The 17,602-nt window shown below is 62.5% G+C and carries 17 protein-coding genes; 9 read left to right on the forward strand and 8 right to left on the reverse strand.

Translation table 11 applies throughout. The features are described from left to right. The first annotated feature begins 36 nt into the window (after positions 1–36). Positions 37–372, forward strand: a complete 336-nt coding sequence (locus J3D46_RS15595) for a carboxymuconolactone decarboxylase family protein (protein WP_231340194.1) — start codon at positions 37–39, stop codon at positions 370–372. Between the two features lie 20 nt (positions 373–392). On the opposite strand, the gene J3D46_RS15600 is transcribed toward J3D46_RS15595, so the two are convergent. Both J3D46_RS15600 and J3D46_RS15605 read right to left on the reverse strand, forming a co-directional pair. Then, complete coding sequence (locus J3D46_RS15600) at positions 393–1,265, reverse strand: helix-turn-helix transcriptional regulator (protein ID WP_253468109.1); 873 nt, start codon at positions 1,263–1,265, stop codon at positions 393–395. Positions 1,266–1,371: 106 nt separating this feature from the next. Next, on the reverse strand, positions 1,372–2,343 hold the full coding sequence (locus J3D46_RS15605) for an aldo/keto reductase (protein ID WP_253468110.1): 972 nt from the start codon (positions 2,341–2,343) through the stop codon (positions 1,372–1,374). A 189-nt stretch (positions 2,344–2,532) separates the two neighbouring features. Between J3D46_RS15605 and J3D46_RS15610 the strand changes: the two genes are divergently transcribed. Together J3D46_RS15610 and J3D46_RS15615 are read left to right on the forward strand one after the other, a co-directional pair. Then, positions 2,533–3,681: an MFS transporter gene (locus J3D46_RS15610; RefSeq protein WP_253468111.1), complete on the forward strand. Its 1,149-nt coding sequence runs from the start codon at positions 2,533–2,535 to the stop codon at positions 3,679–3,681. A gap of 92 nt (positions 3,682–3,773) precedes the next feature. Continuing rightward, positions 3,774–3,977 (forward strand): hypothetical protein, encoded by a 204-nt coding sequence (locus J3D46_RS15615; RefSeq protein ID WP_231340190.1) that lies wholly within the window; start codon positions 3,774–3,776, stop codon positions 3,975–3,977. A 54-nt stretch (positions 3,978–4,031) separates the two neighbouring features. On the opposite strand, the gene J3D46_RS15620 is transcribed toward J3D46_RS15615, so the two are convergent. The 6 genes from J3D46_RS15620 to J3D46_RS15645 all read right to left on the reverse strand — a co-directional run bounded on the left by J3D46_RS15620 (position 4,032) and on the right by J3D46_RS15645 (position 10,322). Then, on the reverse strand, positions 4,032–5,051 hold the full coding sequence (locus J3D46_RS15620; RefSeq protein WP_253468112.1) for a fumarylacetoacetate hydrolase family protein: 1,020 nt from the start codon (positions 5,049–5,051) through the stop codon (positions 4,032–4,034). A gap of 10 nt (positions 5,052–5,061) precedes the next feature. Continuing rightward, positions 5,062–6,141 (reverse strand): amidohydrolase family protein, encoded by a 1,080-nt coding sequence (locus tag J3D46_RS15625; RefSeq protein ID WP_253468113.1) that lies wholly within the window; start codon positions 6,139–6,141, stop codon positions 5,062–5,064. Next, the gene (locus tag J3D46_RS15630; RefSeq protein WP_253468114.1) at positions 6,138–7,262 is read right to left on the reverse strand and encodes an FAD-dependent monooxygenase; all 1,125 of its coding nucleotides are present in this window, start codon (positions 7,260–7,262) and stop codon (positions 6,138–6,140) included. Before J3D46_RS15630 ends, J3D46_RS15625 begins: the two co-directional genes overlap by 4 nt. A 95-nt stretch (positions 7,263–7,357) precedes the next feature. Further along, entirely contained in the window at positions 7,358–8,365 is a 1,008-nt protein-coding gene (locus J3D46_RS15635) for a cyclase family protein (protein ID WP_253468115.1), read from the reverse strand. Further along, positions 8,362–9,303, reverse strand: a complete 942-nt coding sequence (locus J3D46_RS15640) for a fumarylacetoacetate hydrolase family protein (protein ID WP_253468116.1) — start codon at positions 9,301–9,303, stop codon at positions 8,362–8,364. Before J3D46_RS15640 ends, J3D46_RS15635 begins: the two co-directional genes overlap by 4 nt. After that, on the reverse strand, positions 9,303–10,322 hold the full coding sequence (locus tag J3D46_RS15645) for a VOC family protein (protein WP_253468117.1): 1,020 nt from the start codon (positions 10,320–10,322) through the stop codon (positions 9,303–9,305). The genes J3D46_RS15640 and J3D46_RS15645 overlap by 1 nt, the downstream gene beginning before the upstream one ends. Positions 10,323–10,626: 304 nt before the next feature. Between J3D46_RS15645 and J3D46_RS15650 the strand changes: the two genes are divergently transcribed. The 6 genes from J3D46_RS15650 (at position 10,627) to J3D46_RS15675 (ending at position 17,484) form a co-directional block, all read left to right on the forward strand. Further along, positions 10,627–11,835, forward strand: a complete 1,209-nt coding sequence (locus J3D46_RS15650) for an MFS transporter (RefSeq protein ID WP_253468118.1) — start codon at positions 10,627–10,629, stop codon at positions 11,833–11,835. Between the two features lie 28 nt (positions 11,836–11,863). Then, positions 11,864–12,820, forward strand: a complete 957-nt coding sequence (locus tag J3D46_RS15655; protein WP_253468119.1) for a LysR family transcriptional regulator — start codon at positions 11,864–11,866, stop codon at positions 12,818–12,820. 82 nt (positions 12,821–12,902) lie between these two features. Then, positions 12,903–13,700, forward strand: coding sequence for an SDR family NAD(P)-dependent oxidoreductase (locus J3D46_RS15660; protein WP_253468120.1), 798 nt, complete (start codon positions 12,903–12,905; stop codon positions 13,698–13,700). 39 nt (positions 13,701–13,739) lie between these two features. Continuing rightward, positions 13,740–14,501 carry an SDR family NAD(P)-dependent oxidoreductase gene (locus tag J3D46_RS15665; RefSeq protein ID WP_253469234.1) on the forward strand — a complete coding sequence of 254 codons (762 nt, stop codon included), beginning with the start codon at positions 13,740–13,742 and terminating at the stop codon, positions 14,499–14,501. A gap of 160 nt (positions 14,502–14,661) precedes the next feature. Continuing rightward, the gene (locus J3D46_RS15670) at positions 14,662–15,732 is read left to right on the forward strand and encodes a LacI family DNA-binding transcriptional regulator (RefSeq protein ID WP_269215654.1); all 1,071 of its coding nucleotides are present in this window, start codon (positions 14,662–14,664) and stop codon (positions 15,730–15,732) included. A gap of 78 nt (positions 15,733–15,810) precedes the next feature. Further along, positions 15,811–17,484, forward strand: a complete 1,674-nt coding sequence (locus J3D46_RS15675) for an ABC transporter substrate-binding protein (RefSeq protein WP_253468121.1) — start codon at positions 15,811–15,813, stop codon at positions 17,482–17,484. Positions 17,485–17,602 lie beyond the last annotated feature (118 nt).

Raw genomic sequence — 17,602 nt, forward strand, 5'->3', positions numbered from 1 at the left:
TGTCAGCGGCTGTAGGAATCTACGAAAGGAATGATGATGGTTGAGAACACAAGTACTGGCTGGACCGGGGGGCAGAATGCGTTTGGGGACTTCGCGCCCGGACTGGTCCACTACACCGACAAGGTTCTCTTCGACGAAGTATGGGAACGCGAAGGCCTGTCCAAAAGGGACCGCAGCCTGCTCACTGTGGCTGCGCTAACCGCAACAGGGAAGAGCGACCAACTCACGTTCCACCTCGACTACGCACGCCAGAACGGAGTGACAGAAGAAGAGCTGAAGGAAGCGATCCTCCACCTCTCGTTCTACACCGGCTGGCCCAACGGCATGAGTGCCATGGCCGTCGCCAAGAAGGTCTTCACTGAGGAAAACTAGAAACATTACATTGAGCAGGATTACAACGAACCGGCGTCTGCTTCGAACGAGCGCAGAGGGGCATTCCAGCTGGCGAGTATCCGCATGGCGTCTGACGTTGGGGAGCCGGGCGCCACGGTGTAGACCAGCATGACCAGGCCAGGGTCTGTGGAAAGTTCGAATGATTCATACCCGAATTCGAGGTCTCCGACCGTTGAGTGGGTGAGCATCTTGTGCCCGGACCGGTACCTGAAGACATCGTGCGAGGCCCACAATGAGCGGAATTCTTCACTCTGCGTTGAAAGCGTCCCGATGATTTCGATGAGCTCTTTGTCGTAGGGATCCCGGGCTGTTGCGGCATGAAGCAGCGCCACGACATTATGTTTCGCTGTGTCAAAATCGCGATGGAAGCGTGGGGCGCGGGAGTCCAGAAAAAGGTAGTGGGCGTAGTTGAAACGGTCACGGGATCCGTCATCGGGGAGGGAATACAGTGCCCGGCCGAGTCGGTTGGCCGCCAAACGGTCAAGTCGCGCGTTCTGTATGAACGCCGGGGCGTCGATGGAATCCAGAACGCTTTGAATCCCCGGCCTGACAGTAGTTCGATTTGAAGGTTTCCGGCGGGGCGGGCGCCGTTGCGTCATTCGGGTGAGATCAAGCAGATGGTCGCGCTCATCCTCATCCAGTTGCAGGGCGCGGGCGATGGCCTCGATAACCTCACGGGATGCGCCGGAGATTTTGCCCCGTTCGAGACGGGCGTAGTAGTCCACACTGACGCCGGCCAGGTGCGCGACTTCCTCGCGGCGAAGGCCGGGTACCCGGCGGGCTCCGCTGTACAGTGGCACGCCTGCCTGTTCGGGGGAGAGCTTGGCGCGCCGGGATGTCAGGAAGTTGCTGATCTCGGATTTGGAATCCATGTCTCCAAGGGTATGTCTTGTGCTGTGGGTGCTGGGAGGACCTGTCAGGTCCTCCCAGTGCTCATTGCTTCTCACCGGACGTTCTGCCGGAAACCGGGAATGCGTATCAGTACCATGCTGGTCCGTGGTTGACGTACGGAGCCTCAAGTTCCTGTGCTTCTTCGTCGCTAAGTGTCAGCGATAGCGCATCAGCGGCTTGCTGGAGGTGGTGTGGTTTGGTGGCGCCAACGATGGGCGCCGAGACAGCGGGATTTCGCAGCACCCACGCCAACGCGATTTGGGCCATGGTACCGCCGCGGGCGTCGGCCACAGCTTGGACAGCATTGATGACGGGTTCGTCGTAGTCGTTGTCGAAAGCCTGGACCACTTTGTCGGTGGTTGACCGGGTACTTTGTTCACCCACAGGGCGGGCGAGCCGACCTTTCCCGTTGGGAGAGTAAGGAACAAGCCCGACACCCATGTCAGCGCACATGGACATCAACTCGGGCTCGTCCTGGCGACGCAAGAGGTTGTACTGGTTCTGCATGGACACAAACGTTGTCCACCCGCCGCGTTCTGCGGCGTGCTGGAGCTTCGCGAACTGCCAGGCATACATGGAGGAAGCGCCGATGTAGCGGACTTTCCCGGACTTGATCACGTCGTGGAGAGCTTCCATGGTTTCTTCCACAGGGGTGTCATCGTCAAATCTGTGGATCTGATAGAGGTCGATGTAGTCCGTGCCGAGGCGGGTCAACGAGGCATCGACCTGCTCCAGGATGGCCTTGCGTGAGAGGCCTTCGCCGCCAGGGCCGTCGTGCATCCTTCCGCGAACCTTCGTGGCGAGGACCACGTCTTCACGCCGTGAATACTGTTTGATGGCGCGCCCGACGATCTCCTCGGAGGTGCCGGCCTGGTAAACGTTGGCAGTGTCCCAGAACGTGATTCCCAGCTCCAGTGCCTGACGGAAGAACGGCCCGGCCGCATCTTCGTTCAAGGACCATGGGTGGGAATTCTCCGTTGAAGGGTCACCGTAGCTCATGCAGCCAAGGGCAAGGCGGCTGATCTTCAGTCCGGTGTTGCCGAGTCGTGTGTATTCCATGACAAGTCCTGCTTTCAGCTCGGTGGGTTTGTCTCCTTCGAACCTAAGTGGGTTCCGCACTTCGAAACAGGACCTGTCAGACCATGTCTCAAGGGACCCTTCTCCGCTGTGGAGGAGTACGGGATTGTCAAAGGGGCGGTACATTGCCGCCCTTGACGTCTCATCAGCGACAAAAGGAGCACCAGACGAATGACGACATCCACAACGGCAGAACCGAAACAGCAGCGGCGGCTCCCGAGGGTCGTCCCGCTTCTTGCGGTGGGCACCTTTCTCATGATCACCACCGAGTACATGGTGGCCGGGCTCCTGCAGGAGATCGCCGGTGATCTGAACGTCAGTGTTGCCCACGTGGCACTCCTGATCACCGCCTTCGCAGTGGGCATGATCCTTGGTTCCCCGGTCATGGCATTGGCAACTCTGCGTTTGCCGCGGCGCGCGACACTCGTCCTGGCCTTGCTGGTCTTTGCGGCCGGCCACGTTCTGGCGGCACTCACCAGCGATTTTGGCATCGTTCTTCTCGCGCGTGTCATCACAGCCCTGGCGGCCGGGGCCTTCTGGTCCATTGCTTCTGTGATAGCCACCCAGGCGGCCGGGCCGGCCAACAGCTCCCGCGCGTTGGGTGTCATGATGAGCGGTGTAGGACCGGCCCCCGTCATCGCACGTTTTACCCCGGAGGACACGCACACCAGCGCACCGTCTGTACGTGCTGAAATTCGGGCCGTCGTGACCGGTCGCATGGTCGTTCTCGTCCTCGCCACCGTTTTTGCCACCGGAGGCTACATGACCGCCTTCAGTTACCCGTCTCCCGTGGCCACCGACCGTGGAGCCGTCCCACTCTGGGCGGTGCCGCTGCTCTTCGTTGTATTCGGCCTCGGCGCAGTGCTTGGCACCAACCTGGCCGGACGATTCGCAGACAAGCGTCCGGTCCGCACCTTCATCACAGCCACAGGAGCAACCGTGCTGTTGCTCGGCATGCTCATCCCACTCTCGGCAAATGCCGTAGCACTCTTCGTTCTCATGTTTCTACTGGGCATCGCCGGCATGGGCATACCGCCCGTCGCAACCGGCCTCGCGGCTACTTTCGCCCAGGGTGCACCGACTTTGGCGGCCGCAGTGGCGGTTGCCGCATTCAACGGCGGCACAGCCATCGGCACCTGGGCCGGTGCAACGGCGTTCGAATCGGCACTGGGAGTCCTCGGCCCCCTCGTCGTTGCAACCATCATGGCGTCCCTCGGGCTGCTGACGCTGCTGGTCTTCGCCCGAAGCAAGGCCATGACCCCGCTGAACCACAGAATCAGGCTCGACCTTTCTTCGTTGTTGCGCGGTCGAAATGGCTGAGGTTCGCCGCTTGGTGCAGGCGCCATGCAAACCATCCTCCCAAGAAGTGAACCGCCCGGGTAGTGTTTGCCCTAGCCGACAAAGGGGTCACCATGAGCTACAAATATCGAACTGTCCGGGTCCGCGGTACCGAGCTCGTTGGAACAATTGCCAGGAAGCACGGGGCTGCGGCTGAGATCTACGAAACATCCAAGGACCTGAGCACATCGGTTGTTCCGGTGTTCTTCGAGGCAACGGGTGAGATCCGCTTCTTCGATAGGTCAGCGCTGGAGGACGTGGTGGCGCCAGTCGGTTGACCGCCCTGCAGCTGGCAATAACGCCGGCCGCTTCGGTCTGCCCGGTGGTGTGGGTCATGAGGCTTCCTTCCCGGCGGTAACGCAGGAAAGGGCGGCAGAGACAGCCCGGTTGCGGGGCCGGGTTCTGGCAGGTACCCGTGGTGTCGCCTCGCGACGCTCGCCCACGGTATTTTCTATGGTTCCAACGCCCTCCACTGTCATCCGCACAACGTCCCCGGTCTTCAGCGGCGGGGGAGTCTTGGACCCGTTGCGTCCCCAGAGTTCGGCGAGGCATCCGCTGCCGCAGGTTCCGGATCCGAGAACGTCGCCGGGGCGCACTACCGAGTCCTGCGATGCGTACGCGACCAGTTCGGCGAATGGCCACCCCATGTTGGACAGCAGATCCTGGCCAATCTGTTCCCCGTTGACTTCCACGGCCATGGAGATCGGCAGGAAGCCTTCGTCGTCGTGCAGGTGGTCGAACTCGTCGGCGGTCACAATCCAAGGACCGAGCGTGTTGGCGAAGTCCTTGCCTTTGCAGGGGCCCAGGCTGACCTTCATCTCGCGACGTTGCAGGTCGCGAGCCGACCAGTCGTTGAGAATGGTGTAACCAAAGATGTGACGGTGGGCATCTGCCGCTGACAGGTTACTGCCGTCGCTTCCCGGGACATGTCCGACGACGGCAGCTACTTCGGTCTCGAAGTCCAGTTCGCTGCATCCCGCCGGAATGCCGATCACCTCGCCGGTGCCCGTCACGGTGTGCGGATTCGTGAAGTAGAACGTAGGTGCCTCATACCATTCGGCCACCACGCCCGCTACGCCATCGATGCTTTTCCGAACTCCCTCCACGTGTTCCTCGAACGCCACGAAGTCCCGGATGGTGGCCGGTTCCAGCGGTGCCAGCAACTGGACGTCCACGAGGGCGACCGAAGGTGCGCCGCGAAGCGTTTCCGCGGCAATCTCCAGAGTGGCGGCAAGCCCGGCACCCAACAGGTCATTCACGGTTTGTCCCTCCGGCAACTCGAAGCAACTGCCGTCATCCACGAACCCAGCGTGAGTGCCGCCGTCGTAAGTCCAGCGGGCGATCTTGACCATGTGTTCTTCCTTAGGCTGTGGGGCGGGCGGCGAGAGCTGCGGAGGCGGTGATGCCGAGGGCCGCGGCATTGCCGGCAAGAACTCTGGCGGCGTCGGCCGTGGGGAGCCCGGCTGCGTGGACATCGTCAACAGGTTGCTCCGAGCCCATGTCGAATGGGTAATCCGAGCCGAGCAGCACCTGCCCGGGGCCGACCGCCTCCACCAGGGCGCGGAGTTCGCGGGGGCTATGCACCAGGGAGTCGAAGAAGATCTTTCGAAGATACGTCGACGGCGGTTCGGCGCACCGCTTCGCCTCCGGCCGGACCCTCCACGCGTGGTCGGAACGTCCGATGGTCGTTGGAAGATAGCCCCCGCCATGGGCGGCCACAATCTTGAGGTTCGGGTGCCTGTCCAGGACTCCGCTGAAAATCAGGTGGGAGAGTGCGACGGCGTTCTCGGCAGGCTGGGAGACGGTATTAGCCAGGTAGAAGCGATCCAGTCGTTCGTCCAGGGAACAGCCGAACGGGTGGAGGAAGACAATGGCGCCCAGTTCTTCTGCCCGGCTCCAGAACGGCTCAAGCCGCGGATCGGAGAGCTCCACGGTGCTGCGTTCAGGGTCTGCCGGAGTGGCAGCAAAGGAGCCGATCTCCACACCAAGGAGTCCACCTTCGAGTACGGCATGTTCCAGGGTTTCGACCATGTGCTGCGGGTGCTGGAGGGGGACGAGGCCAAGGCCGTTGAGCCGCTCGGGTGCGCGGTCCACGAAACCGCGAACTGCATCATTTGCCTGCTTGGCGAGCTCCAAGGACAGCTTTTCGCCGGCAAAGTAGTAGAAGTGCGACGGCGAGGGCGAGACGAGCTGGACATCCACTCCTTGAGCGTCCATGTCCGCCAGACGACGATCCAAATCCGTGAGCTGAGGCCACCGTTCTTTGATCATGCGCCCCGATGCAGCGAGCGACTCCTGGCCGTTCCGCCGCATTTCCAAGGCCTGGAGGGCAGCGAAACCGTCAGCGTCGGCCTCCACCACACGTTGCTGGACAGCCGGAATCAGGATGTGGGCATGCACGTCGACCGTAGGTGCCGGCGCTTCGGAGGGACGGGTGCTCATGCGGGTTCCTTCAACATCGTGGAAAGCGAGTTCATGAGGCCGGGAACGTTGGCGTCGCGCACGCCATCCAGCATCCATTGGCCAAGCTGGACTGAGGCCTTGACGACGGCCGTAGCCCTCTCCAACCGGCGGTCGGTGAACTCCTTCCAGAGGGTTTCCGTGACGTGGTCGGCTGACATGAGAAGTTCGGCGAGCACCGCAGCGTCCTCGAAGGCCATGGCGGCGCCTTGGGCGACCGTCGGTGGGCAACTGTGGGCGGCGTCCCCGATGATCACAGTGCGCCCGCGGTTCCAGGGTCCATCCACCAAGTGCGTGGTGAACCAGGTGTAGTTGATGCGCGCGCTGTGGTTCAGATTGGCGCGGATCTCGTTCCACGGGCCGCCGTAGGCTGCCGCGAGTTCGGTCATGATGCGAGGACCGTCCTCGTGCTTGCGTTCTTGCGCCCTTTCTACAAGGTAGGCGTAGATGGAGTCGGGGCCGGTGGGGCAGTACCCGGCAATGAAGCAGGGGCCGCCGTAGGTGAGATCGGTCCGCACCACGTCCTCGGGGCGTTCCACGAAGGCCCGCCAGATGCCCATGCCGGTTGGTTGGGGTTCGACGTCGATGCCGATGGCCTTGCGGACTGCGGAATGAAGCCCATCGGCACCGATGAGGAGGTCGTAGCGGGAGCTGCCGCCGCCGGAGGTATGGACGGTGACGCTGTCGCCGTCGTCCTCTATGTCGGTGACCGTTTTGCCGTAGGTGATGCGGGTGCCCGCCTGCAAGGCGCGTTCACGCAGGATCGCAGTCAGGTCCGGGCGATACATTCCAAGCGTGGCTGGAAGATCGTCACCACCGGTCCGGATGTCTTCCAACACGGCCATGACACTTCCGGCCGGATCGGGGGCGCGCAGGCCCAGGGTACTGAACGGGTAGCCTTTCGCTTCCACCTGCTCCCAGACGCCGAGTTCGCGCAGGATCCTCAGGGCATTGCCCTGCAAGGTGATGCCCGAACCCAGCGTCTGCGGCTCGGCGGCTTTCTCCAGAATCTCGACGTCGACGCCCGCGTCGGCGAGGAGGATGGCGGCGGTCAGTCCCGCAGCTCCCGCTCCGACGATTCCAACCTTTTGTACTGCTGCCATCTTTGACTCCTTTGTGGTGACGGCGTTACTGCCTATTGTGCTGCTGTCTGTAGCTCCGGGACCTTCATTGGTCCTCAACCTGACAACTGGACCTGTTACCGGACGGCGATGGGATTGACCGGTGAACCGACAGCCCCGGTGATGGGCAGTGGGGCGGCGGTGAGCATGAAGTCGTACTTGCCGTCGGCAGCACATGCTGCGGCCAATGCATCCGGATCCCACATTTCACCCAGGAACAACCCCAGGTTGGGGATGGCGATCTGGTGAAGCGGCTGGAAAGCGCCCTCGAACTCATTGGGCCGGACCTCGAAGCCCCAGGTGTCCGTGGCGATTCCCGCGATCTCCGAGGCATGCAGCCACGCCGCCGTAGTGAAGGACAGCCCCGGAGCGGAACCGCCGGCATAGTCGCCCCAGCCTTCACGGCGGACCCGGGCGTATTGCCCGGTCCGGATCACCACGATGTCTCCGCGGCGAACGGTGGAGCTGGGGCCCTGACGTTCGATGGTGCGCTCCAAGTGCTCCGGGGTGATGGCAAATCCATCCGGCAGCTCCCCGACATCGCGGCCCAGCTCCGGGCCGAGTGCACGGCCGACGTCGAGCAGCACGCCGCGGGTCACGATCTTGGCCGCGGCGGTCTCGATTCCGGTGACGAGGTCGCCCTCCGAGGTCACGACGTCCCCAGCGGCACGGCCGTTCCAGGCTTTGCCCCGGTCGAAGATGTGTCCCAGCCCGTCCCATTGCGTGGAGCACTGCAAGGGCATGGCGATGACGTCATCAGCCCCGCCGAAACCGTGCGGGAATCCCTGGTTGCCTCGTTCCGCGTCCACGCCGGTGTCCGTCATGGTGTGCACCGGATTGGTCCGGCGACGCCACCCCTTCTGCGGGCCGTTGGTGTCGAACGGTTGCGACAAGGAGAACGCCTCGCCCGTGGTCACCAAGGAAGCTGCTTCCACACGCTTGGCGTTGTCAATGTAGTTGAGCGTTCCTAGAACGTCGTCTTCGCCCCAGCGTCCCCAGTTGTTGTATGTTTCAGCAGCCGCAGCAATGCTGGCCAGCGGATCGGAGCGCTGGATCAGGGAAGCGTTCGCTGCTTCAGTGGTCACTGTTCGTCCTTGCAGTGGATGAGTTGGGTTCCGAGTCCGGTGATGGTGCCTTCCATGACGTCGCCATCCTGGAGGAGCCTGCCCCAGTGCTGTCCGTTGCCCGCGGGGCTGCCGGTCAGGACCAAGTCACCGGGCTTCAGGGGCATGATCTGCGATGCTTCACTGACAAGCTTGGCGACACCGAAAATCATGTCCTGAGTCGATTCGTCCTGCATGGCCTTGCCATTGAGCTTCAGCGTGACCTGGACATCCTGCGGGTCACCAAAGAACTTGGTAGGCACCAGCAGGGGACCGGTGGGCAGGAAACCCGGTGCATTCTTGGCGCGGTACCAGTCCGAACCAATGGCGGGCATGTCCTTGCGGAACACATATTCGCGCGTAGTGATGTCGTTGACCATGGTGTACCCAAAGACATATTCAAGGGCCTCTTCGGGGCTGACACGGAAGGCTTCCTTGCCGATCACCGCGGCGAGTTCCAGTTCCCAGTCGTGGGATTTGCTGTAGCCCGGCAGGGTGAGATCGTCCGTGGCGGACGCGATCGCCGTCGGGAGGCCGATGAAGAAGTACGGCGTTCCCTGCCCAGCACGCTCATCCATCATGGCAGCGGTCTTGGCGCGCACCTCTTCTGCGTCCTGGCCGGCGTCGCGATGTGCCACCGCAAGGTCAATCACATGCTTGCGGTAGTTGGCGCCGGTCTGCAGGACCTGCGCCGGTTCAACCGGGGCAAGGACCTCGACGCCGGACAGCGGCAGGCCTGCTTCGGCGCCAACTGTTGCGGCCAGTTGGTCGAGCTCGCCTGCGGTGGTTTCCCAGTGCTGGATCAGGGAGTTGATGTCACTGTCCAGGGGCAGGACGCGGTCACCGACCAGCAAACCAGCCCGCGGTTTACCTGAACCTGGTTCCTGGAAGCGGACCAGTGCATAGTGTGCCTGCGTCATTAGCCCCGGCCCTGCTTTGCGTAGGGGTTCAGGAGTGCTTCCTTCATTTCAGCGGAAGCGCCTTCCTCTGTGGCAGTGAAACCTTCGGCGGGCGGGAAGGACTCGGTCATGGAGTGCGGCATGGCGCCGTTCTTGTAGAAGTTGTTGGATCCTTCAGAAGGCTTCCAGGTATTGGCGTCCCAGTCCGGGACGTAATTGCGGTAGCCGCCGGAGTTCAGTTCCACGCGCAGGCCGGAGGGGTCACGGAAGTAGAGGAAGTTCTGCTCGCCCACGCCGTGGATGGACGGGCCGTATTCCATGGGGGTGCCGTTTTCCATCATCACGTCGGCGGTGCGGAGCAGGTCCTCGGTGGCGTCCACCCAGAAGGCGATGTGGTTGACGCGGCCGGCGCGGTTGGAGGTGTCCAGGACGACGCCGAGGTCGTGGGACTTCTCGTTGGTGGTGAGCACGGAGAAGACGGTGATGGGTGCTTCATCCAGGTCCACGAAGGCCATGACGCGGAAGCCCAGGGCTTCGTTGTACCACTTGGCAAAGCCCCGGACGTCGGAGGAAGCGACCGTGACGTGGTCCAGGAACCGGGGTGCGGCGGCGTGGCTGCTGCGGCGCTCGGGACGGTCCGGGTAGGTGGATTCGAAGCCGGGCTCGGCGACGAACTTCTCCACGTCATAGAACAGGCGCATGTGGTGGCCGTAAGGGCCGGTGAATTCGTAGGCCTTGCCGAAGCCGTGGCCACCGGCAGTCCAGCTGCCCTGCACGCCGGTTGCTTCAACACGGGCTGCTGCGGCTTCCAGCGCGGACTGGGAGTTTGTGCGCCACGCCATCCGACCCAAGGATGCTTCGGGGCCTTCGGTGATGACCAGGCTGTAACGGTAGTAATCGCCCCAGCACCGCAAGTAGACGTTGCCATCCACGCGGTCGATGATGCGCATGCCGAACTTTTCCTCGTAGAACCGTGCCGAGGCTTCGACGTCCGGAGTGGTGATTTCGAGGTGGGCAAGATGGGAGAGGGGAGTTTCCACGATGAATTCCTTCTAAATACTGATGGCTCGGACAGTGACCTGCAGGTCCTGTAACAACCATGAGCCACGTCACGTATTCGGAGAAGGGCAACTATCTGATAGCAACTATCCGCCGCACAAATACTAATGGTGCCTTCCGTGGCACCCTCAGCCCCACCCAGGGAAACCACCCATCAACCGAACAAATAGCAGCTATACGGAAACCGCTATTCTCCGCCTGCAGACCCCTTGCCACAGTGAGTGCAGTCCCTCCCGGCACCTCTGCCACTTTTGGGGGATCATCTTCAAAGGCGAAGGAACACCAATGAGCACCACGGATCCAACTGCGACCGAGACCCGCCCACCAGCTGACAACCGAACGGCCGGAAAGACACAGGCCGCACTGCTGGTCGCCGGCAGCTGCATGCCCGTACTCGGCGCAGTCCTGCTGGCACCTGTCCTCCCCACCCTGAACCAGGTCTTTGCCGATACCCCCGGCGTCGCCATCCTCGTACCCCTGGTCCTCACCCTTCCGGCCTTGTTCGTAGCGCTGTTCTCGCCACTGGCCGGCTACGTCGCTGATCGCGTCGGGCGCAAGCAGCTGCTCATCTTTGCGATGCTTGCGTACGCCCTTTTTGGGACAGCACCGTTGTGGCTGGATTCCCTCGGTGCCATCGCTGTGTCGAGAGTCGGCGTAGGAATTGCCGAGGCGGCCATCATGACTTGCTGCACCACCTTGATCACCGACTATTACTCGGGGCAGCAGCGGAACAAGTACCTCGGTCTCCAGACCATGGTCAGCGCGCTGGCGGCCACTGCGTTTTTTGCCCTTGGCGGCGCCCTGGGCAGCATCAGCTGGCGGACTCCGTTCTGGCTCTATGCGGTTAGCGCCGTGCTGGTGATCCCCATGGTCCTCAAGCTGTGGGAACCTGCAGAAATCGAGCCCACAACCACGACGAAACAGCCTGTGCCGTGGCGGCAGATTGGCACCCCGGCCGCTGTGACGCTGTTCGGTGGCATCGTGTTCTACGCGTTGATCGTCCACTTGCCGTATGTGATCACAGGTTTGGGCGTGACGGATACCGGGCTCATTGGCGGTGCCGCTGCGATCGCCTCGTTGGCCACTGCAGCGGGCGCTATCTCCTTCCGGTACCTTGCCAAGCTGGGCACTCGGAAACTGCTGATCGGCGCTTTTGGCCTTGCTGCCGTCGGGCTTTGCCTGGTCTCGTTGGCCGGGAACGTGCCCCTGGCGATCGCGGGCGCCGTCATCGCCAGCGCTGGCACGGGGGTGCTGTTGCCGACGCTGCTGACCTGGGCAGTCAACGGCCTGGACTATGCCCAGCGGGGACGCGGGACCGGCATCTGGACCGGCAGCCTGTTCATCGGCCAATTCCTCACGCCGATCGTCCTCGGAGCTGCGGCTGCCGCATTGGGAAACCTCAGCCTGGCAATCGGGGCGTTGGGCATGGCGTGCGTCCTTGCCTTGGTAGTTACCCTGGTCCGCGGGCCACGGTTGGTCACGATCAGCCACTAAAATCCCGCTGGCTGGATAACCTATGGGAATGAAGAACCTGGACCTGAACCTGTTGCCCCAACTGCAGGTTCTGTTGGAACTGCGGAATGTGTCCCGGGCAGCGGAACGGCTCCAGCTCAGCCAGCCGGCTACCAGTGCGGCGATGGCCAGGCTCAGAAGGCATTTCGACGACGAACTGCTGGTTCGGAATGGCCGCACCTACGATCTCACTCCCTTCGCACAATCATTGGTCCCGCTGGTCGATGAAGCCATGCTTCACGTCCAGCGGGCCACACGCATTCGGTCAGGCTTCGATGCCGCTACGAGCGAAAGGGAGTTCGTCATTGCGGCGTCCGACTATGCGGCCGCGCTCATCGTGGGGCCCCTGCGCGGAATCCTGCAACAGGAGGCACCGCACGTGGTGGTGGACTTCGTACCCACCTCGGGCCTGCGGGGCGATCTCGCTGAGTACTCACGCATGGACCTGCTGGTGGGCCCCACCGGGTACCGCATGAAGGGTGATTCCAAGCAGCTGTTCCGTGACAGCTTCGTGGCTGTGGCCGACGCGGGAAATCCACTCCTGACCTTGCCCGCGCTGACGTTGGAGGACCTTGTTGAAGTTCCCCACGCCGTCGGGTATTTCGGTGAGGGCATCAGCACGCCGGCGGACAAATTGTTCGAGTCCCGGGGTGTCCGACGCCGGGTGGCGGCCGTGGTGGCGGGCTTCCTGTCACTGCCGTTGTTGGTTGAAGGCACGGATCTGGTGGCCTTGGTACCGCGCATGCTGGCCTCCAGGGCGCAGCGCGGGGCATCCATTGAGGTTCTCGAGTTCGCCGAGGAGTTGGAGGCCGCCCTGGTGGAGGCGATGTATTGGCATCCCTCGCAGACGGAGGACCCTGCAAACGTCTGGCTCCGCTCTGTGGTGCAGCGCGCTTGTTCCCAGCTTCATGAAATCTTTCCGGTGAAGGCACATCCGATCACGGTCACGGCAGTTTCCAGTAACTGACGCGAGGGCTATCCACGTCATGGATAGTTCGTATCCGAAACGGGCCATTCTTCAATAGTTCCCCTGACCGGAGGATGGAGGCATGACACCCGACACCACCGCACCGCCGCTCCGACTCGCAGGGAAGATAACGGTGATCACCGGTATCGCGTCAGGACAAGGCCGGGCGGCAGCCCTGTTGTTCGCCCGTGAGGGAGCAATCGTGGTGGGGTGCGATCTCGATCTCGAAGGGGCAGAGGCAACGGTGGAAGCCATCCGCGCCATGGGCGGTCAGGCGGATGCGGCTCGCGGTGTTGACCTGACCAGCGGGGCTTCCGTGCTCGAATGGGCGAATTTCGTGCTCCAATACCATGGCCGCGTAGATGTGCTGTACGCCAATGCTGCTGCCACTCGCTTCGCGGCGTTGGAGGACATCAGCTACGAGGACTGGACATGGAATTTCCGGCACGAGGTGGACGTCGTCTTCCTTCCCGTGCGGCACTTTTGGCCGCTGCTCAGCAAAGCCGGCCAATCCGCCGTCGTACTTGTCGGCTCGACGGCAGGAGTGACCGGCTCGGTCACCAACGGCCGGCTGGCACACACAGCAACCAAGGGTTCCGTGGTGGCTATGACCAAGCAACTTGCCGCAGAAGGGGCACCCCGGGGGATCCGCGTGAACTGCGTCAGCCCGGGCATGATCCGTACGCCAGCCACCGAAGCGGACCTCTTGGCCGAAGACCATCCCATGCGGAGCATTGCCGCCCACATTCCTCTCGGCCGGGTTGGTGAAGCGGAGGAGGTAGCAAAGTGCGCGCTGTTCCTCGCTTCCGATGACGCTTCCTACGTCACCGGCACCAACCTCATGGTCGACGGCGGCTGGTCGGCTGTTCTGCCCGGCTGACACTTTCAAGCAACGAAGGACCAATCTGCAGTGATTGATATGACCGACCGGACCGTCGTGGTCACGGGTGCCAATGGCGGCCAGGGCCTGGCCGAAGCCCTGATGCTGGTCACGGCCGGGGCCACAGTCATCGCAACGGACCTGACCCCGGAACCGTCCACTGCCCTGGAGGCAGTGGTCACGAAGCACCTTGAGCGGATTGCCTATCGACCACTTGACGTCACGCTGCCCGACGCGTGGACGGCTCTGTCCCGTTTCGTCCGGGATGGATGCGGCGGCCTGGACGGCTTGGTCAACAACGCCGGGATCACCCGCCGCAGCCGCCTGCTTGAGGCAACCCCTGCCGACCTCGCTGCGGTCTCGGACGTGAACGTGACCGGTGCCCTTTTGGGGATGCAGGCCTGCGTCCCGCTGATGGCGCCGGGGGCTTCGATCGTCAATGTCGGCTCGGTGGCAGCCCTCACCGGCCACTACCCGGTGGCCTACACTGCCAGCAAGTGGGCGCTGCGAGGTCTCACCATCGCTGCCGCCACGGAGCTTGGAGCCCGGGGGATCAGGGTGAACTCCGTTCATCCGGGATTCATCGAGACACCCATGACCGCAGGTGCCAATCCCGCGTTCAGGAAAGCGACCATAGCCGAGACCCCACTCGGCCGCACGGGTACGCCCGAGGAAGTAGCCGCCGTCGTGCTTTTCCTCCTCAGTCCCATGGCCGCTTTCGTCACCGGCGTGGACCTTCCAGTAGACGGTGGGCAAAGCAGCCATGGAGGCGCCAAATCCGTGTCGGACGCCTTGCGCTGACCTGCGCGGTGCGGGGTGTTGACACACATGAAGTAACGCGGGTAACCTGAGTCACATGTCCGGCAGGTAACGCGCGTTACTGAACCAGGGTTCCCCGCCGAACACACCAGACTACGAGAGTCTGGTGAAGACTCAGATCGAAGAAATCCCGGAGCATTCGATGGCGAAAAGCACCACCCCAGGCGAGACCGTACCCGTACGGCAGCGGGGCGTCACCATGAAGGACGTCGCCAAGCACGCCGGTGTCTCCCGCACTGCAGTCTCGTTTGTGTTGAGTAACCGCGAGAACGCAAGCATTTCAGAGGAAACCCGCACCCGGATCAACGACGCCGTGCAGGAATTGGGTTACCGCCCCAATGCCGGCGCTCGCGCGCTCGCGTCCCGACGCAGTGATTGGTACGGAATTGTCACTGAGATCGTCACTGCACCCTTCGCCGTCGACATCATCAAAGGAGCCCAGGACCAAGCCTGGCTTGACCGCCGGTTCCTGCTCATCGCGCCCTCCGACCAGGCCGATGCCGTAGGACCCAACCAGGGGCTGGAAGATGCTGCAACCGAAAAGCTGCTGGAACAACGAGTGGAAGGACTCCTGTACGCAGCCACCTTTCACCGGGGCGTCCACGTTCCGGTCAGTGCCAATGAAGTACCCACCGTCCTGATCAACTGCTTCGACGCAGACGGAAAGTTGCCCTCGATCGTCCCTGACGAGCGCGGTGGTGGTCGCGTGGCGGTGGAACATTTGCTCCAAGCCGGCCACACCCGGATTGGCGTCATCAACCTTGACCCAGATATTCCTGCTGCAGTGGGGCGACTGGAAGGTGCCCGCGAAGCACTCGCCGACGCCGGACTGGAGCTGGATCCGGAACTGGTGGTGTCCGGATATGCAACGGCCGACGGGGGCTACGACGCCGCGTGCCGGATCCTGGATCGCTACCCGGAAAGCGACAGGCCGACTGCGCTGTTCTGCCTCAACGACCGTATGGCGATGGGCGCCTATGACGCCATCAAAGAACGGGGACTGACCATCCCCGGGGACATCGCCGTGATCGGCTTCGACAACCAGGAACTCATTGCGGCCTACCTCCGGCCGAAATTGACTACCGTTGCGTTGCCTTTCGAAAAAATGGGCGCCCTGGGTGTCCAGACACTCGCCGCTCTTACAGCAGGACAGCCGATCCTTGCCGACCAGCAATTGGTCGGCTGTCCGCTGCTAGAACGCTCTTCGGTCTGACCGCGAAATCAACGTCGAAGAGCAAACCCTTACCCACCCCTTCACCTAGCGGATGAAGATAGGAAAGAGATAACCATCATGACACAACCCCGATACTTCCGGGCTGCCCGGATGACAGCGGCAAGCCTTGCAGTGGGCGCGATGCTGCTCACCGGCTGCACCGCCAACGTCGCCAAGACAGGGACCTCCGACGCGGGAGCGAACGCCAGCGCGTTCCTCACTATCCCGCGTGAGGACATGGGCACCTTCGTGCAGAACTTCAACCCGTTCGCACCCACGGTTAATCCCATGGTTCAGCAGTCCATCTACGAATCCCTCCTGATCTTCAACCCGGCAAAGGGCGACACGGTGCCGTGGCTCGCCACCGAGTGGAAGGCAGCAGAGGACGGCAAATCGGTCACCTTCACCCTTCGTGACGGCGTGAAGTGGTCCGACGGGCAGCCATTCGTGGCTGACGATGTTGCCTACACGTTCGAGCTCCAGAAGAAGATCAAGGGCGGCTTTGAGTATCTGGACACCGTCACGGCCGAGGGCAACAAAGTCACCTTCACCTTCAACAAGCCGTGGTCGCCAGCCCTCTACGACGTCGGCCAACTCAGCATCCTGCCCAAGCACATTTGGTCCGCGTTGCCGGACCCGGAAAAGGACGCGAACGCCAAGCCGGTAGGTACCGGACCCTATACAGAAGTGGATACTTTCCAGGCCCAGTCCTTCGTGCTGAAGAAGAATCCCAACTACTGGCAGCCTGGGAAGCAGAAGATCGCCGGCATCAAGATGCTCGCTTTCGCAGGAAACGACGGCGCCAACCTCGCCGCCGCGAACGGGGACGTGGACTGGGCTCCGCAGTACATTCCCAACATTGAAAAGACCTTCGTTTCCAAGGACAAGGAACACCGTCAGTACTGGTTCCCGGCCACTGGCGCCATGATCAACTGGCAACTCAACACCACCAAAGCGCCGTTCAACGACGTTGACGTGCGCAAAGCACTGAGCATGGCCGTGGACCGCGACCAGGTCACCAAGATCGGCATGAGCGGATACGCGAAGCCGGCGGACTGCACTGGACTCTCCGGGAACTATGAGACCTGGAAGAACGCCGCGGTCAAGGACAACTGCACGTGGACCAACCACGACGTGCAGAAGGCCAACGAGCTGCTGGACAAGGCAGGTTATCCCAAGGGAGCCGACGGGAAGCGCACGTTCAAGGACGGCAAGCCCTTCGAGTTCAAGATCTCCGTGGGCGCGACTTCTTCCGATTGGTTGTCCGTGGCCAACGTCATCGCGCAGAACCTGGCCGAGGTGGGCGTCACTGCCAAGGTGGAGTCCCCCGACTGGGCTGCAGTGGTGGCCGGCTACGAGACCGGCGACTTCGATTCCGGGATCGTCTGGAGCGCCAACGATCCCAGCCCTTACAAGTACTTCAACACCTCCATGGGCACCGCCACTGTGAAGCCGGTAGGCACCAAGACGTTTGATAACTACCACCGCTTCGGCGACACGAAGGCCGATGCCCTGCTGTCCGACTTCGCCGCAGAGGCCGACGAATCCAAGCAAAAGGACATCGCCAACAAGCTGCAGGAAGAGTACAACGACGTCGCACCGCTGGTGCCGCTGTTCTCCGGCCCTGAATGGGGTGCCTTCAACGACACCCGCTTTACTGGCTGGCCCACCGAGGACAACCCGTACGCCACGCTCTCCGTGCGTTCACCTACAACGGTGCTGGTCCTGACCACGCTGGAACCGCGCAAGTAGTCCCTCTTCCTCGGACTTAGGCCCTCCAGGCCTCACACCGCACGCCCGGCGGCTCCGCCGCTGACCGGCCAACCGCCGGGCGTGCCCCCACATTTCCGCAATTCCCGAATGGAGGGAA

The sequence above is a fragment of the Paenarthrobacter sp. A20 genome, assembly GCF_024168825.1.
GTDB lineage: Bacteria > Actinomycetota > Actinomycetes > Actinomycetales > Micrococcaceae > Arthrobacter.

Coding starts and splice junctions, on each gene's coding strand:
- J3D46_RS15630 (WP_253468114.1), bottom strand. CDS start 7,262: ATGGCAGCAGTACAAAAGGTTGGAATCGTCGGAGCGGGAGCTGCGGGA.
- J3D46_RS15660 (WP_253468120.1), top strand. CDS start 12,903: ATGACACCCGACACCACCGCACCGCCGCTCCGACTCGCAGGGAAGATA.
- J3D46_RS15595 (WP_231340194.1), top strand. CDS start 37: ATGGTTGAGAACACAAGTACTGGCTGGACCGGGGGGCAGAATGCGTTT.
- J3D46_RS15670 (WP_269215654.1), top strand. CDS start 14,662: ATGGCGAAAAGCACCACCCCAGGCGAGACCGTACCCGTACGGCAGCGG.
- J3D46_RS15640 (WP_253468116.1), bottom strand. CDS start 9,303: ATGACGCAGGCACACTATGCACTGGTCCGCTTCCAGGAACCAGGTTCA.
- J3D46_RS15615 (WP_231340190.1), top strand. CDS start 3,774: ATGAGCTACAAATATCGAACTGTCCGGGTCCGCGGTACCGAGCTCGTT.
- J3D46_RS15605 (WP_253468110.1), bottom strand. CDS start 2,343: ATGGAATACACACGACTCGGCAACACCGGACTGAAGATCAGCCGCCTT.
- J3D46_RS15665 (WP_253469234.1), top strand. CDS start 13,740: ATGACCGACCGGACCGTCGTGGTCACGGGTGCCAATGGCGGCCAGGGC.
- J3D46_RS15610 (WP_253468111.1), top strand. CDS start 2,533: ATGACGACATCCACAACGGCAGAACCGAAACAGCAGCGGCGGCTCCCG.
- J3D46_RS15620 (WP_253468112.1), bottom strand. CDS start 5,051: ATGGTCAAGATCGCCCGCTGGACTTACGACGGCGGCACTCACGCTGGG.
- J3D46_RS15675 (WP_253468121.1), top strand. CDS start 15,811: ATGACACAACCCCGATACTTCCGGGCTGCCCGGATGACAGCGGCAAGC.
- J3D46_RS15655 (WP_253468119.1), top strand. CDS start 11,864: ATGAAGAACCTGGACCTGAACCTGTTGCCCCAACTGCAGGTTCTGTTG.
- J3D46_RS15600 (WP_253468109.1), bottom strand. CDS start 1,265: ATGGATTCCAAATCCGAGATCAGCAACTTCCTGACATCCCGGCGCGCC.
- J3D46_RS15650 (WP_253468118.1), top strand. CDS start 10,627: ATGAGCACCACGGATCCAACTGCGACCGAGACCCGCCCACCAGCTGAC.
- J3D46_RS15625 (WP_253468113.1), bottom strand. CDS start 6,141: ATGAGCACCCGTCCCTCCGAAGCGCCGGCACCTACGGTCGACGTGCAT.